General features: G+C 56.0%; 19 protein-coding genes. 10 read left to right on the top strand and 9 right to left on the bottom strand.

Annotated features, from left to right (window positions below):
- Positions 1-67: 67 nt before the first annotated feature.
- The 4 genes from AC6I77_RS20915 to fucO all read right to left on the bottom strand — a co-directional run bounded on the left by AC6I77_RS20915 (position 68) and on the right by fucO (position 3,353).
- A complete protein-coding gene (locus tag AC6I77_RS20915) occupies positions 68-1,267 on the bottom strand; it encodes a CynX/NimT family MFS transporter (protein WP_187513052.1) in 1,200 nt (399 codons plus the stop codon).
- Positions 1,268-1,440: 173 nt separating this feature from the next.
- Positions 1,441-1,617, bottom strand: coding sequence for a hypothetical protein (locus AC6I77_RS20910; RefSeq protein ID WP_187513053.1), 177 nt, complete (start codon positions 1,615-1,617; stop codon positions 1,441-1,443).
- A gap of 104 nt (positions 1,618-1,721) precedes the next feature.
- A complete protein-coding gene (locus AC6I77_RS20905) occupies positions 1,722-1,895 on the bottom strand; it encodes a GhoT/OrtT family toxin (protein WP_008924737.1) in 174 nt (57 codons plus the stop codon).
- Positions 1,896-2,204: 309 nt separating this feature from the next.
- On the bottom strand, positions 2,205-3,353 hold the full coding sequence (gene fucO / locus AC6I77_RS20900) for a lactaldehyde reductase (RefSeq protein ID WP_033762474.1): 1,149 nt from the start codon (positions 3,351-3,353) through the stop codon (positions 2,205-2,207).
- Positions 3,354-3,611: 258 nt separating this feature from the next.
- On the opposite strand from fucO, the gene AC6I77_RS20895 reads away from it, so the two are divergent.
- Positions 3,612-5,249: a dihydroxyacetone kinase subunit DhaK gene (locus AC6I77_RS20895; RefSeq protein WP_187513054.1), complete on the top strand. Its 1,638-nt coding sequence runs from the start codon at positions 3,612-3,614 to the stop codon at positions 5,247-5,249.
- 14 nt (positions 5,250-5,263) lie between these two features.
- Here AC6I77_RS20895 and AC6I77_RS20890 read toward each other — a convergent pair whose 3' ends face one another.
- Positions 5,264-6,142, bottom strand: a complete 879-nt coding sequence (locus AC6I77_RS20890) for a LysR family transcriptional regulator (protein ID WP_187513055.1) — start codon at positions 6,140-6,142, stop codon at positions 5,264-5,266.
- A gap of 257 nt (positions 6,143-6,399) precedes the next feature.
- On the opposite strand from AC6I77_RS20890, the gene AC6I77_RS20885 reads away from it, so the two are divergent.
- Positions 6,400-6,948, top strand: a complete 549-nt coding sequence (locus tag AC6I77_RS20885) for a YbhB/YbcL family Raf kinase inhibitor-like protein (protein WP_140915937.1) — start codon at positions 6,400-6,402, stop codon at positions 6,946-6,948.
- A 114-nt stretch (positions 6,949-7,062) separates the two neighbouring features.
- Here the strand turns inward: AC6I77_RS20885 and proP are convergent, their stop codons facing one another.
- The gene (gene proP, locus AC6I77_RS20880; protein WP_497817300.1) at positions 7,063-8,529 is read right to left on the bottom strand and encodes a glycine betaine/L-proline transporter ProP; all 1,467 of its coding nucleotides are present in this window, start codon (positions 8,527-8,529) and stop codon (positions 7,063-7,065) included.
- Between the two features lie 477 nt (positions 8,530-9,006).
- Here proP and AC6I77_RS20875 point away from each other — a divergent pair, with 477 nt between their 5' ends.
- The 6 genes from AC6I77_RS20875 to AC6I77_RS20850 all read left to right on the top strand — a co-directional run bounded on the left by AC6I77_RS20875 (position 9,007) and on the right by AC6I77_RS20850 (position 13,719).
- Positions 9,007-10,026, top strand: a complete 1,020-nt coding sequence (locus AC6I77_RS20875; RefSeq protein WP_140033846.1) for an isopenicillin N synthase family dioxygenase — start codon at positions 9,007-9,009, stop codon at positions 10,024-10,026.
- 22 nt (positions 10,027-10,048) lie between these two features.
- Positions 10,049-10,852 carry a MetQ/NlpA family ABC transporter substrate-binding protein gene (locus tag AC6I77_RS20870; protein WP_140034042.1) on the top strand — a complete coding sequence of 268 codons (804 nt, stop codon included), beginning with the start codon at positions 10,049-10,051 and terminating at the stop codon, positions 10,850-10,852.
- A complete protein-coding gene (locus tag AC6I77_RS20865; RefSeq protein WP_052250677.1) occupies positions 10,845-11,633 on the top strand; it encodes a methionine ABC transporter ATP-binding protein in 789 nt (262 codons plus the stop codon). Before AC6I77_RS20870 ends, AC6I77_RS20865 begins: the two co-directional genes overlap by 8 nt.
- A complete protein-coding gene (locus tag AC6I77_RS20860; RefSeq protein WP_140033847.1) occupies positions 11,621-12,289 on the top strand; it encodes a methionine ABC transporter permease in 669 nt (222 codons plus the stop codon). The genes AC6I77_RS20865 and AC6I77_RS20860 overlap by 13 nt, the downstream gene beginning before the upstream one ends.
- A gap of 229 nt (positions 12,290-12,518) precedes the next feature.
- Positions 12,519-13,121 carry an NAD(P)H-dependent oxidoreductase gene (locus tag AC6I77_RS20855; RefSeq protein ID WP_003851520.1) on the top strand — a complete coding sequence of 201 codons (603 nt, stop codon included), beginning with the start codon at positions 12,519-12,521 and terminating at the stop codon, positions 13,119-13,121.
- A complete protein-coding gene (locus AC6I77_RS20850; protein WP_140033848.1) occupies positions 13,111-13,719 on the top strand; it encodes a TetR/AcrR family transcriptional regulator in 609 nt (202 codons plus the stop codon). The genes AC6I77_RS20855 and AC6I77_RS20850 overlap by 11 nt, the downstream gene beginning before the upstream one ends.
- An 85-nt stretch (positions 13,720-13,804) precedes the next feature.
- Here the strand turns inward: AC6I77_RS20850 and malG are convergent, their stop codons facing one another.
- From malG to malE, 3 genes are read right to left on the bottom strand one after another with little or no spacing between them, the layout of a single operon-like run.
- Complete coding sequence (gene malG, locus AC6I77_RS20845) at positions 13,805-14,695, bottom strand: maltose ABC transporter permease MalG (protein ID WP_003851518.1); 891 nt, start codon at positions 14,693-14,695, stop codon at positions 13,805-13,807.
- A 9-nt stretch (positions 14,696-14,704) separates the two neighbouring features.
- Positions 14,705-16,231 carry a maltose ABC transporter permease MalF gene (malF, locus tag AC6I77_RS20840; protein ID WP_497817299.1) on the bottom strand — a complete coding sequence of 509 codons (1,527 nt, stop codon included), beginning with the start codon at positions 16,229-16,231 and terminating at the stop codon, positions 14,705-14,707.
- A 55-nt stretch (positions 16,232-16,286) separates the two neighbouring features.
- Positions 16,287-17,477, bottom strand: a complete 1,191-nt coding sequence (gene malE / locus AC6I77_RS20835; protein ID WP_337028548.1) for a maltose/maltodextrin ABC transporter substrate-binding protein MalE — start codon at positions 17,475-17,477, stop codon at positions 16,287-16,289.
- Positions 17,478-17,839: 362 nt separating this feature from the next.
- On the opposite strand from malE, the gene malK reads away from it, so the two are divergent.
- Together malK and AC6I77_RS20825 are read left to right on the top strand one after the other, a co-directional pair.
- A complete protein-coding gene (gene malK / locus AC6I77_RS20830; RefSeq protein ID WP_003851511.1) occupies positions 17,840-18,949 on the top strand; it encodes a maltose/maltodextrin ABC transporter ATP-binding protein MalK in 1,110 nt (369 codons plus the stop codon).
- A 43-nt stretch (positions 18,950-18,992) separates the two neighbouring features.
- A complete protein-coding gene (locus AC6I77_RS20825; protein WP_105099698.1) occupies positions 18,993-20,294 on the top strand; it encodes a maltoporin in 1,302 nt (433 codons plus the stop codon).
- Positions 20,295-20,365: the final 71 nt, after the last annotated feature.

Raw genomic sequence — 20,365 nt, 5'->3', positions numbered from 1 at the left:
TTGCTGATCGACGAAGCAATCCAGCCGCGACCGGCAAATTTTTATTTGTTAGCGGCTCGCCGCAATCTCAGCTAATAGGTTTTGACTGCGCTGCCAGCGGAGCCAGCAGCATCTGCAACAGGCTCAGCAGGGCCAGTACACCGAAAGGCAGCGTCCAGTTACCGCTCTGCTCATGGAGCACGCCGAAAAACAAAGGGCCAAATGCCGCCAGCGCATAACCCACACATTGTGCCATGCCTGACAATTGCGAAGCCTGGCGATGATGCGTGGCTCGCAGATTAAACAGCGAAAGGCAGAGCACCAGTGATGCGCCTGCGCCAAGGCCCGCCAGTGTCAGCCAGATCATCGCCCACTGTGGATTGAGCAATAAACCCAGCATGCCGAGGAAAATGCCTGATGAGGCAATGAATGCAGTGAGCCGGGCGTCTTTAACCCGCTTCAGAATCACCATACAGCCCAGATTGGCAATGATCGCAATCGCCTGATACCAGAACAGCAGCCAGCCCGCACGGGTCTGACTGAAGCCATTGTCCTGAGCAAAGACAGCAAACCAGTCGATCAGGGTATAAAATGCCAGCGACTGCAGCGCCATAAACAGCGCGATCTGCCAGCCCCCGGCTGATTTCCAGGGATGACGATACGCGACGGGCGCATCGGTTGCCGCGAGTGTTGACTGCCGCTGACGCAACAGCGGCAGCCAGACAACCAGCGCCACCAGCCCGGGCAGTGCCCAGACGACCAATGAGAGTCGCCAGCCGGCCGATGAAAGCTGGCTCAGCGGCACGGCAATGCCTGAAGCTAGGCTGGCAGTGATCGACATCGTTGCAGCATAGAGACCAATATATTTAGCGGTGTGGGCGGTGAAATCGCGTTTAATCAGTGGCGGCAACAACACGTTGGCGGCGGCAATGCCTGCGCTAAGCAGCAGCGTTCCCCCCCACAGTGCTGCTTCGGCGGGGTGCCAGCGCAACAGTGAACCGGCCGTGATCAGACACAGCGCACCCCACAAACTCCGCTCCAGCCCAAGCTGATTTCCCAGCCAGGCGGCGGGTGGGGCGAGCAGTGAAAAGAGAATAAGTGGAATAAAATTAAACAGGCCCGCTTCACCGGCAGTGAGTCCAAACGTCTGACGAATATCCTGCAATACCGGGCCAGCGACAGTAATAGGTGCGCGAAGGTTCGCGGCAGTAAGCAGCAGGACGAACAAAAAAAACGTAGCGCTTGAAAACGCAGTAAGAGATTTAGCGGCGTGTTGTACAGGCATCATGGCAGGGATCATCACAGGCAGCAGTGCTGCGGGGGCGTTGCTTGACGTTAACGCTTACGCATCAGAATTGATGTCTGGACGCTACTCTACTGACCGGGTAGCGGCGTGTAAAGCCTTGTTATGCGATGGAATAGCGTAAATGCGATCTCGCCACACTGTCTGCTGTTTAGTCATCAATGGAATTCAGGTTCAGGGAAGTGACCGCAGTCATTCTGGCTGGGATCGGTGCCGGGCTGACAGGTCTGCTGACGGGTTTCGGCTGCGGGAACTGGTTTTTCAGCGTGCCATGGGGCGCTGGCGCTACATGCACTAAGAAGTGAAACCAGAATCATCACACTGACAACGCGCATAGCCGCTCCTTATTAACCGTCACGAACAAATTTACGTCGGTGATCGCCGGTTTGCAGGTCAGGGACGTCTTACCTGAGTGTGGTCGCTAAGGAGATTCTGTCAATTAAAACAGCGCAAACATCAGGGCGACAGGAAAACTCATCGGCCAGGTCGCACCGACTAAAAAGGCGCTCAGCAGTTTGATACTCAGCTTATCTTTTGCGATGAAGAACGTGATCAGCGTAGCGACCAGTGCAACAACAGCATAGAAAATGAGCATTCCCTGGTACAGTGTCATCGTAATCTCCGCAGCGTCATTAAGGTTTTCGCTGCGCATGATGCGGATTTTTGTGATCCAGATCAAGAGGTGCGCGGTTTAGGATCTAAAGAAATCATGGATTAAGCGCGCAATTCGGACGCTGAACTGCACTATCACATCAGGCGATTTCAGGCTGAAACCCGGCCGAAAAATGCCGCTAAAACCTTTGCTGCCGCCGCAAATGCATTCCTACAACCGCTGGCGAATACTTCTCTGTTATTCGTTTGCAGGATGTAAAAAGCCCGCCAGCGAGTGCGGGCAATATATTACAGCGCCAAGGGGTGTGACTTAACTCTGGTGATATAACGCCATCACTTCCTCCAGGTCCGGAGTCCGTGGGTTGCCGCCAGTGCAGACATCATCCAGCGCCGCCTGTGCCAGTGCTGGGATATCCACTTCTTTTAAGCCCACTTCACGCAGCGAGCGGGGAATACCCACATCGCGACAGAGCTGACGAACCGCGGCGACCGCCGCTTCCCGCGCCTGATCCAGCGATAATGACTCGACCTGTTTTACACCCATTGCGCGGGCAACATCGCGATATTTTTCGCCTGTGCAGGAGGCATTCCACGCCATCACCTGCGGCAGCAGAATAGCGTTCGCTACACCGTGCGGGACGTTATAAAACGCGCCAAGCGGGTGTGCCATGCCATGCACCAGACCAAGGCCGACATTGGAGAAACCCATACCGGCCACATATTGTCCCAGCGCCATCTGCTCAACCGCCTCAATATTTCCTGCCACCGATTTGCGCAGTGACTGGCTGATAATCTCAATGGCTTTGAGGTGCAGCATATCGGTCAGGGGCCAGGCGCCGCGTGTGATGTAGCCTTCAATGGCATGGGTTAAGGCATCAATACCCGTCGCAGCCTTCAGCGAAGCTGGCATGCTCGCCATCATCTCCGCATCAATGATCGCCACTTTCGGAATGTCATGAGGATCGACACAGACAAACTTACGGCGCTTCTCTTCATCAGTAATGACGTAATTAATCGTCACTTCTGCGGCTGTGCCTGCCGTGGTCGGGATGGCGATGATTGGCACACACGGATGGCGGGTGGGGCTGGCGCCTTCCAGACTGCGGACATCTTCAAACTCAGGGTTATTAATAATAATGCCGATCGCCTTGCTGGTATCCTGTGGTGAGCCGCCACCGATGGCTATCAGGTAGTCGGCATCTGACTCTCTGAACACCGCAACACCCTTCTGCACAACCCGAATGGTAGGATTCGGCACCACCTCATCATACACCGCCCAGTCAAGCTGATGGTGCGCCAGCAGATCAGTCACCCGTTTCAGCGCACCCGCCGCGACCAGCGCTTTGTCAGTAACGATCAGTGCTTTTCGCATCCCGCGACGTTGTACCTCTTCCGGCAAATGGCGCAAAGCACCAGCACCAAACCAGGCGGTTTCATTGAGAATCATACGTTGGGTCATTAAAACATCCTCTGTTAACAAATGGATTTTTAACATCCGTGATCTCCGGTGGATGTTCTGCGCAGACCCTCTCACTTTCAGGTAAAGACATTTGATAAAAATCAATCAATTAGTAAAAATCGCTGCGCCTGTGCCCGCTGGTTTTCGTGCGGTATGTCTGAAATCAGGCTATAGACCTGTTGATGGATTTCTCACAGTCGTCAGTGGTATGTAACACTGCTTCATCAGCAAACCCGCATGCCTATGAGGAAAGAATACATGACCCGATTCGTAATGAATAAAAAGGATGATCTCGTCGACAGCGCGTTAGATGGCATGATTTACGCCAGCCCGTGGCGCAATCTGGTCCGGTTGCAGGTCGATCCGCGCATTCGCATCGTGATGCGTAATGACTGGCAAAAACAGCAGGTCGCGCTGATTTCCGGTGGCGGTTCAGGCCATGAACCGGCGCATGTCGGTTTTATCGGCAAAGGGATGCTGACGGCGGCCGTCTGTGGCGATGTGTTTGCTTCTCCCAGCGTGGACGCGGTTTACAACGCCATCATCAATATTACCGGTGAGGCAGGATGTCTGCTGATTGTGAAAAACTACACCGGGGATCGACTCAACTTCGGTCTGGCAGCAGAAAAAGCGCGTAAAGCGGGATTCAGCGTCACTATGGTGATTGTCGGTGATGATGTTGCGTTGCCCGATAACCCTCAGCCACGCGGCGTAGCGGGCACGTTGCTGGTGCATAAAGTGGCGGGCTTCGTCGCAGAAAGGGGGGATGACCTGGCGGCGGTGACCGAGGCAGCAGAGGCAGCCAGTCGTGCTATCGCCACTATGGGCGTTGCGCTCTCAAGCTGCCATCTGCCGGATGAGCAGACCGGCCAGCGGGTGCCAGACGGCAGCGTTGAAATGGGGCTGGGGATTCACGGCGAACCGGGTGTTGACGTAATGCAGACGCAAAACAGTCAGCAGATTGTGCAGCATCTGCTGGAGAAAGTGGTGCCGGACAACGATCAGCCACGCGCGCTGTTAGTCAATAATCTTGGTGGCATGTCCGCGCTGGAGATGAGTCTGGTAACGCGGGACCTGATTGAGTCGCCGCTCAGCCGGGGCAGTGATTATCTGATTGGCCCGGCTCCGCTGATGACCGCGCTGGACATGAAAGGCTTTTCCGTCACCTCCATGACGTTGACACCGCTGTTCGAGGAGGCAATCTGCGCGCCGGTAGAGGTCAGCGGCTGGGTTCCGGCTGTTAAAATTGCGCCTCTGCAGCCTGTTATTGCCCCCAGAGAGGCAACAGCACAGACGGCCCAACCCTCTGATAACCCGACGGTGGCGGCTTTCGTTGACAGCATCTGTTCAACCCTGATCGCCAGCGAAAGCGAGCTGAATAAACTGGATGCCCAGGTGGGCGATGGCGATACCGGCTCGACCTTTGCTGCAGGTGCGCGTCAGATCCAGCGTGAATGTGCGGATAACAAGCTGCCGTTAAATGCCTTACCGGATCTGCTCGCGGTGACGGGTGAACGACTGGCGACGGTGATGGGCGGCTCCAGCGGCGTGCTGATGGCGATCTTTTTCACCGCTGCCGCGCAGCAGCTGGCGGAAGGTGGTGCACTGCCCGCAGCCTTGCTGCAGGGTCTGGACAAGATGAAACAGTATGGCGGGGCACGACCCGGGGATCGCACGCTGATTGATGCGCTGCAACCGGCTATCGAGGCACTGGTGGCGGGTAAATCGCTGGCAGAGGCGGCTGATGCGGCACAGCAGGGCAGTGATGCAACCGCCAGCATGGGGAAAGCAAAAGCGGGCCGATCATCTTATCTTAACAGTGCTAACCTCAACGGCGTGTCTGATCCGGGTGCCGTCGCGGTGGCCAGAGTGTTTGCAGCGTTAAAACAGCTTTAAACTTTCCGGCACACCTATGGCGCCAAACGCGCCTGTAAAAACGCCAGTAACTGACGGTTTACTTCGCTGCGCTGACGGTGCTGCGGGTAAACCGCATTCAGTGACAGGGGTGGCGGCTGGCAGCCGTCCAGTACCGTCACCAGCTCACCACGTTGCAGCGCAGTCTCAAGGATAAAGGCGGGTAGCAGCACCAGTCCTAAACCCGCCAGTGCCGCATCCCGCAGCACTTCGCCATTGTTACTCACCATCGGACCCTGAACGGCCAGCCATTTCGCTTTGCCATTGACCTGCAACTCCCAGCCATTCTGACCTTCTCGTCCATAACGCAGACAGGCGTGTTGCAGTAACTCATCGGGATGCTGCGGCGTGCCAGCCCGTTTCAGATAACCGGGACTGCAGCAGATCACCCGTTTCAGCTCGCCCAGCGGCCGAGCAATCAGCGTTGAGTCCGCCAGGGTGCCGATGCGTATCGCCATGTCCACGCCTTCGCCAATGACATCCGCATAGCGATCCGCCAGCTCAATCTGAAACTGCAATGCCGGGTGGTGGCTGAGGAACTCGGCGATCAGCGGCGACAGGTGGCTCATACCAAAGGACATCGGCATATTAATGCGGAAGGTGCCACGCAGCGCCTGTTGCTGCTCAGACACTGCCAGCTCTGCTTCCTGAATCTCATCCAGAATGCGCTGAGCATGTTGCGCGAACAATAAACCTGCATCGGTTACAGACAGCTTACGGGTATTGCGTATCAGCAGTCGTACTCCCAATGACGCCTCCAGCGCGGCCATGCGGCGGCTGACATACTGTTTCGATAACATCAGATGCTCAGCCGCTGCAGTAAAGTTGCCAGCATGCATCACGGCAACGTAAATCCGAAGGTCTTCAATCTGCATAGTGTCCACTTATCGGTGACAGTGACGATGATTCAGGCGAAACTTCAGCCAGAGAAGTTAACTTATATCGGGTAATACGCCATAGGGCAACGCGTCAGCACTATCAGCCAGCGCGACGGAGATCATAGATTTGCCGTTTTCTTACTCCTGAACGGGCGGTCAGTCGGGTCAATCGTATTAAAGCCGTTATAGTAAACAGGCAGTGACGCAATCCATCCGGGACATAATCTCTTGATTAATCTGATAAGGAGTGGCTGGTGAAAAAATTACTCTGCGCAACGGTGCTTGCCGTGTTGCCCATGACCACGCTGGCGGCGTCGGTGTTTACGCTGCAATCTGAGGACTTCAGCGATAATGCGCTACTGGATAAAAAGTTTGCCGGTGCCAATAAAAGTAATCCTTCCTGTACCGGTGAGAATATTTCTCCTCAACTCAACTGGTCTGCTGCGCCTGCGGGAACCCGCAGTTTTGCGCTGCTGATGACCGATCCGGTCGGGGCCAAAGGGCTGGGGGTCACGCACATGGTGGCCTATAACATTCCTGCCAGCCGCACGTCTTTTGCGCAGGGGGCGCTGACAAAGGGCAAGGATTATACCGGTGGAAAAAATACGCCAGGCACGCTGCATTATTACGGGCCTTGCCCGCCAGCAGGCAGTGGTCTGCATCACTATAACTTTGTGCTGATCGCCACCGATTTACCGGTGGGGCAGCTGAAAGCGGGGTTAACCCAGGCAGAGTTGGTCACGCAACTGAAAGGCCATGCGCTGGGGGCGGCCAGCACAGTGGGCCGCTTCAGTAATGAATAATCTGCACCCGGAATAAAGAAACGCTTGTGGCACGCGTAAGGGCGGTTAAATAAGGTGGGCGGAGCGTCCGGTCGCAGATAAAAAAACACCCTGCAGAGCAGGGTGTCAGAACACTTATTTACACGCTGTCGCGGCAGGCTTAGGCCGTTTACGCAGCTTATCAATCAGGCGATGCGCTTCTGCCTTAGTTGCTACCGCAGGGGATGAACCGGTCAGCGGTTGACGGGCCGTTTCACGTACCGTCAGGATAGTCAGCAGGCCAATCACGCCCGCGCCCATCATGTAGTAGGCCGGCATCATCGTGTTTTTAGTGGTATCCACCAGCCATGCGGTAATCAGCGGTGTGGTACCACCAAACAGGGAAACTGACAGGTTAAAGCCAATGGCCAGCGCACTGTAACGGATATCGGTGGTGAACAGGGCTGGCAGCGTCGAAGGCATGGTGCCGCTGAAGCAGGTATGCAACACACCCAGAATCATGAGTCCGCCAAATACCGCCCACATATTCCCGGACCCGATCAGCATAAAGCTCGGGATAGCGAGGAGAATCAGGCCCACCGCACCAAAGGCAATTACCGGACGACGACCAATACGGTCAGTCCAGCGACCCCAAAGCAGCGTCAGCGGCATCATCACAAACATCGCCACCATCACCAGAAGCAGGCCACTTAACTCTGGCAGACCCAGTATCCCGGTCAGGTAGCTCGGCATGTACGACGTCAGCATATAGTTAGAAACGTTAAACAGCAGCACCAGACCAATACACTTCATCATCGGCGCACGGTATTTGCTCAGCATCTGCATCAGTGTCAGACGCGGTTTGCTCTGCTCCAGCGCTTCCTGTTTTTCCATATGCTGCTGGAATGCTGGAGTCTCTTCCAGCTTCAGTCGCACATAGAGACCAAACAGGCCCAGCGGCGCGGCGATAAAGAACGGCACGCGCCAGCCCCAGGACATCATGGCCTCATTGGACATCACGGTCGTCATGACCGTCACCAGGCTGGCACCCATCAGATAGCCGCCAATGGTCCCGAACTCAAGGAAGCTGCCCATAAAGCCACGGCGTTTATCGGTGGAGTACTCGGCGATAAAGGTCGCGGCACCGCCATATTCACCCCCGGTCGAGAAGCCCTGAATCAGGCGCGCCACCAGAAGCAGAATGGGTGCCATGATGCCGATTGAAGAGTATGCCGGGATCAGACCGATACAGAATGTCCCGATCGACATCATGATCATTGTCATCGCCAGCACTTTCTGTCGGCCGATACGGTCACCCAGCGGCCCGAATACCAGGCCACCAATCGGACGCACCAGGAAGGCCGCTGCGAACGTACCAAAGGTGGCAATCAGCTGAACCGCGTTGTTGGCATCAGGGAAAAAGACTTTGCCGATGATCACGGCGAGATAGCTGTATACCCCGAAGTCGAACCATTCCATCGCATTACCTAATGCCGCTGCGCCAACCGCACGCTTCAGCATGTCGTTATCGATCACGGTAATGTCGTCGACAGTCAGCTCTTTAGGCTTCCTGTTCCAGAAATGTTTCTTTGGGTGTTCAGACGATGAGTTTCTGGTGTCCATATTCTCCTCAGGTGCATCAATGAAGGAGTCTTATAGCTTTCGCAGCCGCAAACAATGTTCAGAAGAAACCGTGGAAATGAAAGCTATAAGAAGCCGAAAAATTTTAAGTGAAGCGGCAAAAGCCGCAGCCGGTTAACCATAGACCACGATTGTAAGGTTTTGCAAGTTTTCAGCCGAAAAAGCTAACTTTGATGGAAAATTCAGCACGGCGCTCTGACTCCTGAGTGCTTACGGCCATAAACATTTTTAAATATTGCCTGGTAATAGCTCTTTTCATGTGTGGATCTGTTTATGGCTGTTTTCGCCACAATGACTGCCGAAAAAGAGGCTCACGCATGCAGAGTAATCTGCGGCAGGGATGGCTAAGGGGTGGTGGTATATTTCCATCCACCGCATATCCATAGCAGGATTAGTTGGTAGTTAACGCATAAAGGGAATGGCAGTGTAAGGCTATTCCATGCCAACAGAGTCTCTCTCATGAGCGCGTTAACAACAGCAGAATTGCCGGTTATCGATTTCGCATTATTGTCAGGTAATCAACAGCAGCAGCAACAGGTGCTGGAAAAGTTAAGCCAGGCCGCGCGTGATGTCGGTTTCTTCTATTTAATCAATCACGGCATCGACCGTGAATTATCAGATGAGGTTCAGGACGTCGCGCGGAAATTTTTTGCCCTGCCACAGGCGGAAAAATCCGCGGTAGCGATGGCTAACTCGCCTCATTTTCGTGGTTATAACCTGGCGGGCGTGGAAATAACCCGCAGCCAGCCCGACTATCGTGAGCAGTTCGATATTGGTGCGGAACGGGAAGCGCTGCCCGTTACTGCCGATTCCCCCACCTGGCAACGGATGCAGGGGCCGAATCAGTGGCCTGAAGCCTTACCAGAACTGCAAACCGTGGTCACCCGCTGGCAGCAGCAGATGACAGAGGTAGCGCTGGCGTTACTGCGCGCCTTTGCCCAGGCACTTAATCTGCCGCGCAACGCTTTCGACAACCTCTACGGCGACTATCCCAACGAACATATCAAACTGATTCGCTATCCGGGACGCACCCAGGGCGAATCACGCCAGGGTGTTGGCGCGCATAAAGATTCCGGCTTCCTGACCATGCTGTTGCAGGATGACCAGCCGGGCCTGCAGGTTGAAGTGACACCGGACAACTGGATCGATGCGTCGCCGCTGCCGGGTGCCTTTGTGGTGAACATTGGCGAACTGCTGGAGCTGGCGACCAACGGCTACCTGCGCGCGACGGTGCATCGCGTGGTCTCACCACCTCAAAGCAGCGAGCGCTTATCCATTGCCTTCTTCCTGGGTGCCCAGCTGGATGCGGTGGTGCCAGTCTATCAACTGCCTCCCCAGCTGGCTCGGCTGGCACAGGGACCGGGCAGCGATCCGCTCAACCCACTGCTGCGCGAAGTGGGCTGGAACTACCTCAAGGGCCGGCTGCGTTCGCATCCGGACGTCGCCCGGCGTTTCTATCCCGAACATAACACTCACTGATAACGATAAGAGATAAATGATGATGATTAAAAAGCGCTTTCTGGTCGTGGCCGGTCTTTCACTGCTGATTGCTCAAAGCTTACAGGCTGCACCGCTGCGCGTGGCGGCTGATCCCCTGCCGCACGCGGAAATCCTGGAGTATGTCAAAACTCTGGATCCAAAACTGGATATCAAAATTGTCGAGCTGAGCGGCGGCGTGAATGCCAATGAACTGCTGGCCGCCGGAGATGTCGATGCCAACTACTTCCAGCATCTGCCTTATCTGAAAGATCAGGAGAAAGCGCTGGGTAAAACCTTTGCCGTCGTTGCCAGCGTGCATATTGAGCCGCTGGGGATTTACTCGCGCAAGGTGAAATCACTGGCGGCGCTGCCAGAGGGTGCCAGCATTGCTGTGCCGAATAACACCACCAACCTGAGCCGTGCACTGTGGCTGTTGCAGGACAAAGGGGTGATCAAACTAAGCGCGAAGGGAGAGGCGGGTTCGACGCTGGTGACGCCGAAAGATATCAGTGAAAACCCGAAGAATATTAAAATCGTTGAGATTGAGTCGCCACAGCTGCCGCGCTCGCTGGATGATGTGGATGCCGCCGTGATTAATGGCAACTACGCGCTGGAAGCCGGGCTGACGCCTGCGAAAGATGCGCTGGGTCTGGAGTCCGCGGCCCATAACCCTTACGCCAACCTGCTGGTGACCACGCCTGAACGGGCTAAAGATCCGCGCGTGTTACAGCTGGCAAAAGATCTGCGCTCGCCGCAGGTGGCGGCGTTTATCCGTAAAAATTATCAGGGCTCTGTGATTCCGGTTGCGGACGAGCAGCATGATTAAAATCAGCCATCTCAGTAAACATTACGCTGGCGCACCTGCGCCAGCTCTGGACGACATCTCACTCACCATCGAAGAGGGCACCATCTTTGGCATCCTCGGACGAAGCGGGGCGGGTAAAAGCACGCTGCTACGCTGCCTGAACCGGCTGGAAAGCCCTTCCAGCGGGCGGATTGAGATTGACGGCCAGGATCTCGCCGCGATGAGCCTGGCGCAACTGCGTCAGCAGCGTCAGCAGATGGGGATGATCTTCCAGCACTTCAATCTGCTGCATTCGCGCAATGTACAGGACAACGTCGATCTGGCGCTGGAGATTGCCGGTGTGCGAGCGGCGGAGCGCCGCCAGCGTGTGGCCTCATTGCTGAAGCTGGTGGGGCTGGAATCGTCTGGCAAAGCCTGGCCGTCGCAACTCTCAGGTGGGCAGAAACAGCGTGTCGGCATCGCCCGTGCGCTGGCCGCCCGACCCCGTTATCTGCTGTGTGATGAGGCCACCAGCGCGCTGGACCCCGAAACCACCACCTCGATTCTCGATTTGCTTGCCGACATTCAGCAGCAGCTCAACATCACCATTGTGTTGATTACCCATGAAATGGCGGTGGTGAAGCGGATTTGTGACGGAGCGGCACTGCTGGAGAATGGCCAGCTGGTTGAAAGCGGCAGCCTGAGCCAGATCATGGGACGTGAAGAGGGACGCCTGCGCAAAATGCTGCTGAGGGATGGCGAAGCAGACCGGGCGTTTATCAAAAAATATCAGCATGAGGCATTAACCCGATGCGTAGCATGAGTAGTGAGCGGTTTCAGGAACTGCTGCTGAATGCCACTGGCGAAACACTGTACATGGTGCTGCTGGCGGCACTTTTCACGGTCGCGATAGGGCTGCCGGTGGGTGTGATGCTGTTTCTGACCCGGCCAAAAGGCATTCTGCCCAATCGTGGGATTTCACTGCTGCTGAATACGCTGGTCAATACCGGACGCGCGTTGCCGTTTGTGGTGCTGCTGATTGCGCTGATCCCCTTTACCCGTCTGCTGGTCGGCACCACGCTGGGCAGCACTGCCGCCATTGTGCCGATTACGCTGGGCGCGTTTCCTTTCTTTGCCCGCATTGTGGAGAACGCGCTGGATGAGGTCGATCGCGGCCGCATTGAAGCGGTGGTATCAATGGGCGGCACGCTGTGGCATATCGTCAGCCGTGTGCTGCTGCCGGAAGCGCTACCCGCACTGGTGGCGGGCGTTACCCTGACGATTGTGATGCTGATTGGCTTCTCGGCGATGGCGGGCGTGGTCGGTGGCGGCGGACTGGGTGATCTGGCGATTCGTTACGGTTATCAGCGCTTCGACAACCAGATCATGACGGCCACCATTGTGGTGCTGCTGGCACTGGTGATGCTGATTCAGAAACTCGGCGACCGGCTGGTGCGCTCACTGGCTTATCGTCGGTAGGTTTTATATCTGACGCTGGCACAGAGCTCTGCAAAATGTTTTTAACGGTGAACAGGAAGGCAGCATTTTATTCCGCCTGTGTTCAGACCATGTTGTGCGGACCCTTCCGGCATCAGGTGCGTTTAACCTGAGATGCGGTCTGCAAAAAGAGTTAACAGCGACGCTTGATAACCTACCAATAGTAACTTACCTTTAGTAGCTTAATAGCTGAACAGGTAAGGTGACGACGATGCATGCATTAATAGTGACTTCTCATCCCAATCAGGATGCGCATACCCACCGCGTGGCGGACCAGTTGGCGCAGGGCATTATCTCGACCGGCCAGCACACGGCTGAAAAAGCCGATCTGGCAGCTGAAAGATTTGATCCGCGTTTCACGCTCACCGACCACCGGCATTTCAACGGCCAGGCGGAGGCATCGCCGGATGTGCTGGCTGAACAGCAGCGGTTAAATCGCGCTGATGCGCTGGTGCTGGTCTATCCAGTTTACTGGTGGTCATTTCCTGCCCAGCTCAAAGGCTGGATAGATCGGGTTTTCATTGCCGGATGGGCCTTTGATGAACAGGAGGGTCGGATAGTGAAGCGTCTCAATCATCTTCCTGTGCATCTGATTGCAATCGGGGGCGCGGATACGCGAACTTTTCTGCGGCGCGGCTATTTCGGCAGCATGCGAAATCAGATTGATCACGGCATTTTTGACTACTGTGGCGCGCCGGTGGTGACCAGTGAACTGTTGCTAAGCGGCGATGAGGGTTATCCTGAGTCACACTATCAGCTGGCGCAGGCGTTGGGCCAGCGTCTGTTCCCCCATCAGGAAAAACATGACCGTTGAGAAAGTACCGCGGAAACGACTGTCACGTGAGGCCCGACGCAGGCAGTTGTCGGATGTCGCGTGGCAGATTTTGCAAACCGAAGGCAGCGAAGCGCTGACGCTGGCACGGGTCGGCGAAGCGGCGGGCGTCAGTAAACCGGTGGTTTACGATCATTTCACCACCCGTCATGGATTGCTGGCAGCGTTGTATGACGATTTTGATCGTCGCCAGACCGAGCGAATGGACGCGGCGATGAATGCTGCGCCGATGGTGATGCAGAAAAAAGCGGAAGTGCTGGCCGCCTGTTATGTGGATTGTGTGATGACAGAAGGACGTGAGATTCCGGAATTGCTGTCAGCACTCAGTACCTCACCGGAACTGGCCGCCGTCAAACGTCATTATCAGCTCGATTTTATCGCCCGCTGTCAGCATTGGTTTGCTCCTTTTACGGGCAGCAGCGGGATACCAGAAGCAGGCATGTGGGGCTTGCTGGGGGGCGCGGATGCTATCGCCGCCGCCGTGACACGTGGCGATGTCGCTAAGCCGGAAGGCGAGCAGGCAATAACGGCCATGGTCGTCGCGCTGGTAACTGGCAGCCGTGCATCGGAGTCAGCGTAGGATAAAAAAGGCGGCCCGCAGGCCGCCGAATCATTCAACCACAACAGGCGTTGTGTAAGCAGTGGCAACGTACAATGATGATCGTTTAGCCTTTCACCCCGCCTGCGGTTAAACCGCTTACCAGCCAGCGTTGCGCCAGCAGGAACACCAGGGTGATTGGAATCGCGGAGAGCACCGCCGCGGCGGCAAAGTCTCCCCACAAATAGTTCTGCGGATTGAGATACTGCTGCATCCCGACCGCAAGGGTGTAGCTGTTGACGTCGCGCAGCAGCAGCGAAGCAACCGGCACTTCAGTGACCGCTGCGATAAACGCCAGAATAAACACCACCGCCAGAATCGGCACTGACAGCGGCAGCAGCACCAGCCGGAACGCCTGCCATGGTGTTGCGCCATCCAGCGCGGCGGCCTCTTCCAGTGATCCGTCGATGGTTTCGAAATACCCTTTAATCGTCCAGACATGCAGCGCGATGCCGCCCATATAGGCGAAGATTACGCCACCATGGGTATTCAGCCCGATAAACGGCAGATACTGACCGAGCCGATCAAAAAGCGCATAGAGCGCCACCAGTGACAGAACCGCCGGGAACATCTGGAATATCAGCATCCCTTTCAGCAGGCTGGCACGACCGGCAAAGCGCATACGCGCAAACGCATAGGCGCAGGTGGTCGAAAGTGCCACGATGCCTAGCGCGCTGATTGCAGCAATCTTGATCGAGTTCCATAACCATAACAGCACCGGAAAGGGCGGCGGTGTCACGCTTCCATCCGCATGTTCAACGCTGAAACCCAGCGCCAGCCGCCAGTGCTCCCAGGAGATCTGTTCCGGGATTAGGCTGCCGGTGGCGAAGTTACCGGATCGCAGTGAAATTGCGATAACCATGAGCAGCGGGAAGAGTATCGCCGCAATAAATACCAGCAGCAGCAGATGCGTGGTGAACAGACGCAGCCGTTGTGATTTGGGTTGTACCATAGCCATAACAACTCCTTAGTCGAACTTCATCCGCGAGGCTTTCAGGTTAATCACTGCCAGCGCACCCACCAGCAGGAAGATCAGCGTGGCGATGGCAGCCGCCAGACCAAAGTCCTGCCCGCCGCCGCCCTCAAAGGCGATGCGCCAGGTGTAGTTCACCAGCAAATCGGTATAACCGGCTGGCGTGGTCGTGCCAAGACGATCCGGTCCGCCGTTGGTCAGTAACTGTACCAGCACAAAGTTATTAAAATTGAAGGCAAAGCTGGCAATCATCAGCGGCATCAACGGCTTCAGCAACAGCGGCAGCGTAATCAGGAAGAAGTTCTGCAGCGGTCCTGCTCCGTCCATCGCCGAGGCTTCATAGAGATCATCGGGAATCGCTTTCAGCAGTCCCATGCAGAGGATCATCATGTAGGGATAGCCCAGCCAGGTGTTGACGATAATCAGCATGGTGCGTGCCAGCGTGGGATCGCTGAACCACGCAGGCTTCACGCCAAATAGCGCGCTGAGCATCACGTTGATCTCCCCAAAGCTCTGGTTAAACAGTCCTTTGAAAATCAAAATCGAGATAAACGCCGGTACCGCATAGGGCAGGATCAGCATCACCCGATAGATCGCTTTGCCGCGTAACGCTTCCCACTGCACCAGACAGGCCAGCACCATCCCGACGGCTACGGTCAGCACCACCGTGATGAGCGAGAAAAGCAGCGTCCAGCCAAATATCGCCAGGAACGGCTTCTGAATCCCTTCATCAGTAAACACCCGCACGAAGTTCTTCCAGCCGGTATTCACGGTAAATCCGGGGCTTAAGGTTTCGTTGCCCCACTTATTGTCCGCGTTCACGGCCTGATAGAAGCCGGTCTGCGGATTGGCGCGGTAATGCGTGCCGCTCTGCTGGTTGATCAGTTCATCTTTTGCGCCAACCCGATAGAGCGGCTGGGTGCCGGAGAACTGGCGGAGCGAACTCATGCGCAACTGACGCCCATCCGGCAACTCAGCGCGGATCTGGCTCAGTGCCTGGCGGTTAGTCGTGATAACCCTGAACGTCGCCCGTTCGCCAGCGGGTGGCGTGGCAGGCATCATTTTCAGAGTCTGTTCAGCGCCAAACTGAAAAGGCGGAGAGACGAAGTCTGCTTTGCCATCGTTCAGTACCAGTTGCCAGCGATCGCCTGCCGGGAACAGAGAAAAACTGACTGCCTCGCCCGACTGGAAAGTACGGCCAAGGAGTACCTGTTGCGCCCGCTCAAAGGTGAGCTGGTTGGTGCTACTGTAGTTGGTAAAGGCGATAGCGATGGTGCAGGTGAGGGGGAACAACACAAACAGCGACATTCCTGCCACGCCGGGATAGACATAACGCCACGCATAGGCGCGACGATTAGCAAAAATCCACAGCCCGGTTGCACTGAGGATCAGCGTCAGCAACGCAAACAGATATTCACCCTGCGCGTACATCAGTATCAGCAGATAGCCGACCAGCAGACAGCCGATTCCGATGAGAACGCCTTTCAGCAACAGACTGTGCGTTTTCGGTTTTCCTGACATGATGCGGTTTTCCTTAACGGTCACTCAAGCCGGGGATAACCCCGGCATGGGATTATTACTTCTTCAGGCGGGCCTGGGCATCTTTAAGCGCGGCGTCAACACTCTGACGACCGCCCAGCGCATTCAGCGTGGCGGTGCGCATCGCGTACCAGAAGGCCGCCATCTGCGGGATGTTTGGCATGATGTCGCCCTGTTTAGCGTTGCTCATGGTGGCGGCGATACGCGGATCTTTTTCCAGCGTCTGCTGGTAAGATTTCAACGCCACGGCACCCAGCGGCTTGTCTTTGTTAACCGTTTCCAGTCCGGAATCGGTCAGCAGATAGTTCTCCAGGAACTCTTTCGCCAGCTCTTTGTTAGGACTGGCGGCGTTGATCCCGGCGCTCAGCACGCCGACAAAGGCTTTCGATGGTTTGCCGTTCAGCGTGGGCAGTTCAGTGACGCCGTAGTCGATGCCGCTCTTGTCGAGGTTGCCCCACGCCCACGGACCATTAATGGTCATGGCGGTTTCGCCTTTGTTAAAGGCAGCCTCAGCAATGGAGTAATCGGTGTCGGCATTCAGGGTTTTGGCTTTAACCTGATCGACCAGGAACTGCATGCCCGCTTTCGCCCCGGCGTTATCGACGCCAACATCCTTCACGTCATAATGTCCATCGGTGAGCTTAAAGGCGTAAGCCCCGCCTGCGGCCAGCAGTGGCCAGGTGAAGTAGGGTTCCTGCAGGTTAAACATGATGGCGCTTTTGCCTTTGGCGCGCAGTTGCTTGTCGAGTCCGGCAATCTCTTCCCAGGTTTTCGGCGGGTTCGGCAGCAGTTTTTTGTTGTAAATCAGTGACAGCGACTCAACCGAAATCGGATAGCCAATCAGCTTACCGTCGAAGCGTACCGCGTCCCACGTGAACGGGAAGATTTTCTCGCGGAAGCTGGCGTCCGGCGTCACCTCCGCCAGCAGGCCCGACTGTGCGTAGCCGCCAAAGCGGTCATGTGCCCAGAAGATAATGTCCGGGCCATCGCCGGTCGCCGCGACCTGCGGATACTTCTCTTCCATTTTGTCAGGATGTTCGACCGTGACTTTAATGCCGGTCTCCTTCTCAAATTTCTTACCCACGTCGGCAAGGCCGTTGTAGCCCTTGTCACCGTTGATCCAGATGACCAGTTTACCTTCCTCAATTTTTGCCATCGCGCTTGCTGAAAAGAGCACAGCAGAGAGGGCAGAAAGGGCCAGAATGCGTGCTCCGGTTTTCGTCGTCATAAATCCATCCTGTTAGCGGAAGTGGTGAATGCTCTGTCGGCATCATTGTGCGTATCCACACCGGCATCTCATCCTCCTCCGCTCTACGCCCCTCAGCCTGCCTCTGTGATCCCACTGGCAAAAAGCGCCTTAAGCGGGTGCTTAAGCGGCAAAACAATCTTCGGGTCTGCGTTAGCGATCACAAAAAAGCGTTGCAAGGCGCGGGCTGACGCGTCAGCCCGTGTTTCTCCTCCTCCCGACTCCTCCCCCAGCAGTTTGCGTTACGGCGGAGGATGTTACCGATTGTTTCCTCTCGCATAGTGAGCCCCGGAACCCGTCTGCCGCTGAGCAGACACGATTATGCAGCTAAGAGGGAAGGGATCATGGCGAGCGTTGTGTTACGCAATGTCACGAAAGCCTGGGGCGAAACAGTGGTGTCGAAAGATATCGATCTCACTATTCGTGAAGGGGAATTTGTTGTATTCGTCGGCCCATCAGGCTGTGGAAAATCGACACTGCTGCGCATGATTGCCGGTCTGGAAACCATCACCAGCGGCGAACTGTTAATCGGCGACCAGCGAATGAATGAAGTGCCACCTGCTGAACGCGGCATTGGCATGGTGTTTCAATCCTATGCGCTCTATCCACACCTCTCCGTGGCGGAAAATATGTCTTTTGGCCTGAAGCTGGCCGGAGTGAAAAAAGCGGAGATCCATCAGCGCGTCAATCAGGTGGCAGAGATCCTTCAGCTGGCGCATCTGCTTGATCGCCGGCCTAAGGCCCTTTCCGGTGGGCAGCGTCAGCGCGTGGCAATTGGCCGTACGCTGGTGGCCGAACCCCGCGTCTTCCTGCTGGATGAACCGCTGTCAAACCTGGACGCCGCGCTGCGCGTCCAGATGCGCATTGAGATCTCCCGTCTGCATAAGCGCCTGAAACGCACCATGATTTATGTGACCCACGATCAGATCGAAGCGATGACGCTGGCTGACAAGATCGTGGTGCTCGATGCCGGGCGCATTGCGCAGGTCGGCAAACCGCTTGAGCTTTACCACTATCCCGCTAACCGCTTTGTCGCCGGATTTATCGGCTCACCCAAAATGAACTTCCTGCCGGTCAAAGTGACCGCCACCGCCATCGATCAGGTTCAGGTACGACTGCCGAATCAGCAACTGGTCTGGCTGCCGGTTGACAGCGCCGGCGTGCAGGTTGGCAGCAATATGTCACTGGGTATTCGCCCGGAACATCTGCTCTCCAGCGATATCGCCGACGTTACCCTGGAAGGGGAAGTGCAGGTGGTGGAACAGCTGGGGCATGAAACACAGATCCACATCGAGATTCCCGCTATCCGTCAAAACCTGGTCTACCGCCAGGAGGACGTCGTGCTGGTGAAAGAGGGCGCCATCCTCGGTATTGGCCTGCCGCCCGAGCGTTGTCACCTGTTCCGTGAGGACGGGAGCGCGTGCCGCAGGCTTTATCAGGAGCCGGGTGTATAGCCCTGCCAAAAACAATAAAAGCAATGACCTCAGGAGATAGAAAATGTTAACTCTGCGCAAACTTCCCATCGCCGTTGCCGTAGCGGTGGGCACCCTCTCCGCCCCGACGATGGCGGTTGATTTTACCGGTTACGCCCGTTCCGGCATTGGCTGGACAGGTAGCGGTGGCGAACAGCAATGTTTCCAGGCCACTGGTGCCCAAAGTAAGTACCGTCTGGGCAATGAATGTGAAACCTACGCCGAACTGAAATTAGGCCAGGAAGTGTGGAAAGAGGGCGACAAGAGCTTCTATTTCGACACCAACGTGGCTTACTCCGTGGCACAGCAAAATGACTGGGAAGCGACCTCACCCGCTTTCCGTGAGGCTAACGTCAAAGGTAAAAACCTGATTGATTCGCTGCCAGGATCGACCATCTGGGCCGGTAAGCGTTTCTATCAGCGTCATGACGTCCACATGATCGACTTCTACTACTGGGATATCTCGGGTCCGGGCGCCGGTCTGGAAGATGTGGATCTCGGCTTCGGTAAACTCTCTTTCGCCGCAACCCGTTCGTCTGAAGCGGGCGGCTCGTACACGTTCTCCAGCGACCGTATCCGTGACTTCGCCACCAGCACCGCCAACGACGTGTTTGATGTGCGTCTGGCCGGACTGGAAACCAACCCGAACGGCGTGCTGGAACTGGGTGTCGATTATGGTCGTGCTAATGCCCGTGACGGCTACCGCATTGAAGATGGCGCATCGAAAGATGGCTGGATGTTCACGGCTGAACATACCCAGAGCATGCTGAAAGGCTACAACAAGTTTGTGCTGCAATACGCAACTGATGCGATGACTTCGCAGGGCAAAGGCGTGCCGCAGGGTACCAATCTCAATAACAACGGCAAGATGTACCGCGTGCTTGACCACGGTGCCATTTCGCTGGCGGAACGCTGGGACCTGATGTATGTCGCCATGTACCAGAACATCGATCTGGACAACAACCGGGGTACCGACTGGTACACCGTGGGTGTGCGCCCGATGTACAAATGGACGCCGATCATGAGCACATTGCTGGAACTGGGCTACGACAACGTAAAATCGCAGCAGGCTAATGAGCGCAACGGTCAGTACAAAGTAACACTGGCACAGCAGTGGCAGGCCGGTGACAGCATCTGGTCACGTCCGGCGCTGCGTCTGTTCGCAACCTACGCCAAATGGGATGAGAAGTGGGGCTACAACAAAGATGCCTCGGGCGATCTCACCTCCTTCGCCTCTGCGGACTCTACCGGCAACGGCATCCTGACCAACAGCCGTGGTAAAGATGACGAAGTGACCTTCGGCGCGCAGATGGAAATCTGGTGGTAAACCAACCCCTGTTCTGACGGGCGCACCCCTGCGCCTGATGGATCACTTTGGTCGCGGTGTGCCATTGCCTG

It is taken from the genome of Pantoea sp. X-Soil-ISGK-259 (assembly GCF_059730705.1).
This window is presented reverse-complemented; position numbering and strand designations above follow the sequence as displayed.

What these genes read in the sequence shown, in the direction of transcription:
- AC6I77_RS20895 (WP_187513054.1), top strand. Translation starts at nt 3,612, where the DNA reads ATGACCCGATTCGTAATGAATAAAAAGGATGATCTCGTCGACAGCGCG.
- malF (WP_497817299.1), bottom strand. Translation starts at nt 16,231, where the DNA reads ATGTCAGGAAAACCGAAAACGCACAGTCTGTTGCTGAAAGGCGTTCTC.
- malK (WP_003851511.1), top strand. Translation starts at nt 17,840, where the DNA reads ATGGCGAGCGTTGTGTTACGCAATGTCACGAAAGCCTGGGGCGAAACA.
- malG (WP_003851518.1), bottom strand. Translation starts at nt 14,695, where the DNA reads ATGGCTATGGTACAACCCAAATCACAACGGCTGCGTCTGTTCACCACG.
- AC6I77_RS20905 (WP_008924737.1), bottom strand. Translation starts at nt 1,895, where the DNA reads ATGACACTGTACCAGGGAATGCTCATTTTCTATGCTGTTGTTGCACTG.
- AC6I77_RS20875 (WP_140033846.1), top strand. Translation starts at nt 9,007, where the DNA reads ATGAGCGCGTTAACAACAGCAGAATTGCCGGTTATCGATTTCGCATTA.
- AC6I77_RS20865 (WP_052250677.1), top strand. Translation starts at nt 10,845, where the DNA reads ATGATTAAAATCAGCCATCTCAGTAAACATTACGCTGGCGCACCTGCG.
- AC6I77_RS20870 (WP_140034042.1), top strand. Translation starts at nt 10,049, where the DNA reads ATGATTAAAAAGCGCTTTCTGGTCGTGGCCGGTCTTTCACTGCTGATT.
- malE (WP_337028548.1), bottom strand. Translation starts at nt 17,477, where the DNA reads ATGACGACGAAAACCGGAGCACGCATTCTGGCCCTTTCTGCCCTCTCT.
- AC6I77_RS20825 (WP_105099698.1), top strand. Translation starts at nt 18,993, where the DNA reads ATGTTAACTCTGCGCAAACTTCCCATCGCCGTTGCCGTAGCGGTGGGC.
- AC6I77_RS20860 (WP_140033847.1), top strand. Translation starts at nt 11,621, where the DNA reads ATGCGTAGCATGAGTAGTGAGCGGTTTCAGGAACTGCTGCTGAATGCC.
- AC6I77_RS20890 (WP_187513055.1), bottom strand. Translation starts at nt 6,142, where the DNA reads ATGCAGATTGAAGACCTTCGGATTTACGTTGCCGTGATGCATGCTGGC.
- fucO (WP_033762474.1), bottom strand. Translation starts at nt 3,353, where the DNA reads ATGACCCAACGTATGATTCTCAATGAAACCGCCTGGTTTGGTGCTGGT.
- proP (WP_497817300.1), bottom strand. Translation starts at nt 8,529, where the DNA reads ATGGACACCAGAAACTCATCGTCTGAACACCCAAAGAAACATTTCTGG.
- AC6I77_RS20910 (WP_187513053.1), bottom strand. Translation starts at nt 1,617, where the DNA reads ATGCGCGTTGTCAGTGTGATGATTCTGGTTTCACTTCTTAGTGCATGT.
- AC6I77_RS20850 (WP_140033848.1), top strand. Translation starts at nt 13,111, where the DNA reads ATGACCGTTGAGAAAGTACCGCGGAAACGACTGTCACGTGAGGCCCGA.
- AC6I77_RS20915 (WP_187513052.1), bottom strand. Translation starts at nt 1,267, where the DNA reads ATGATGCCTGTACAACACGCCGCTAAATCTCTTACTGCGTTTTCAAGC.
- AC6I77_RS20855 (WP_003851520.1), top strand. Translation starts at nt 12,519, where the DNA reads ATGCATGCATTAATAGTGACTTCTCATCCCAATCAGGATGCGCATACC.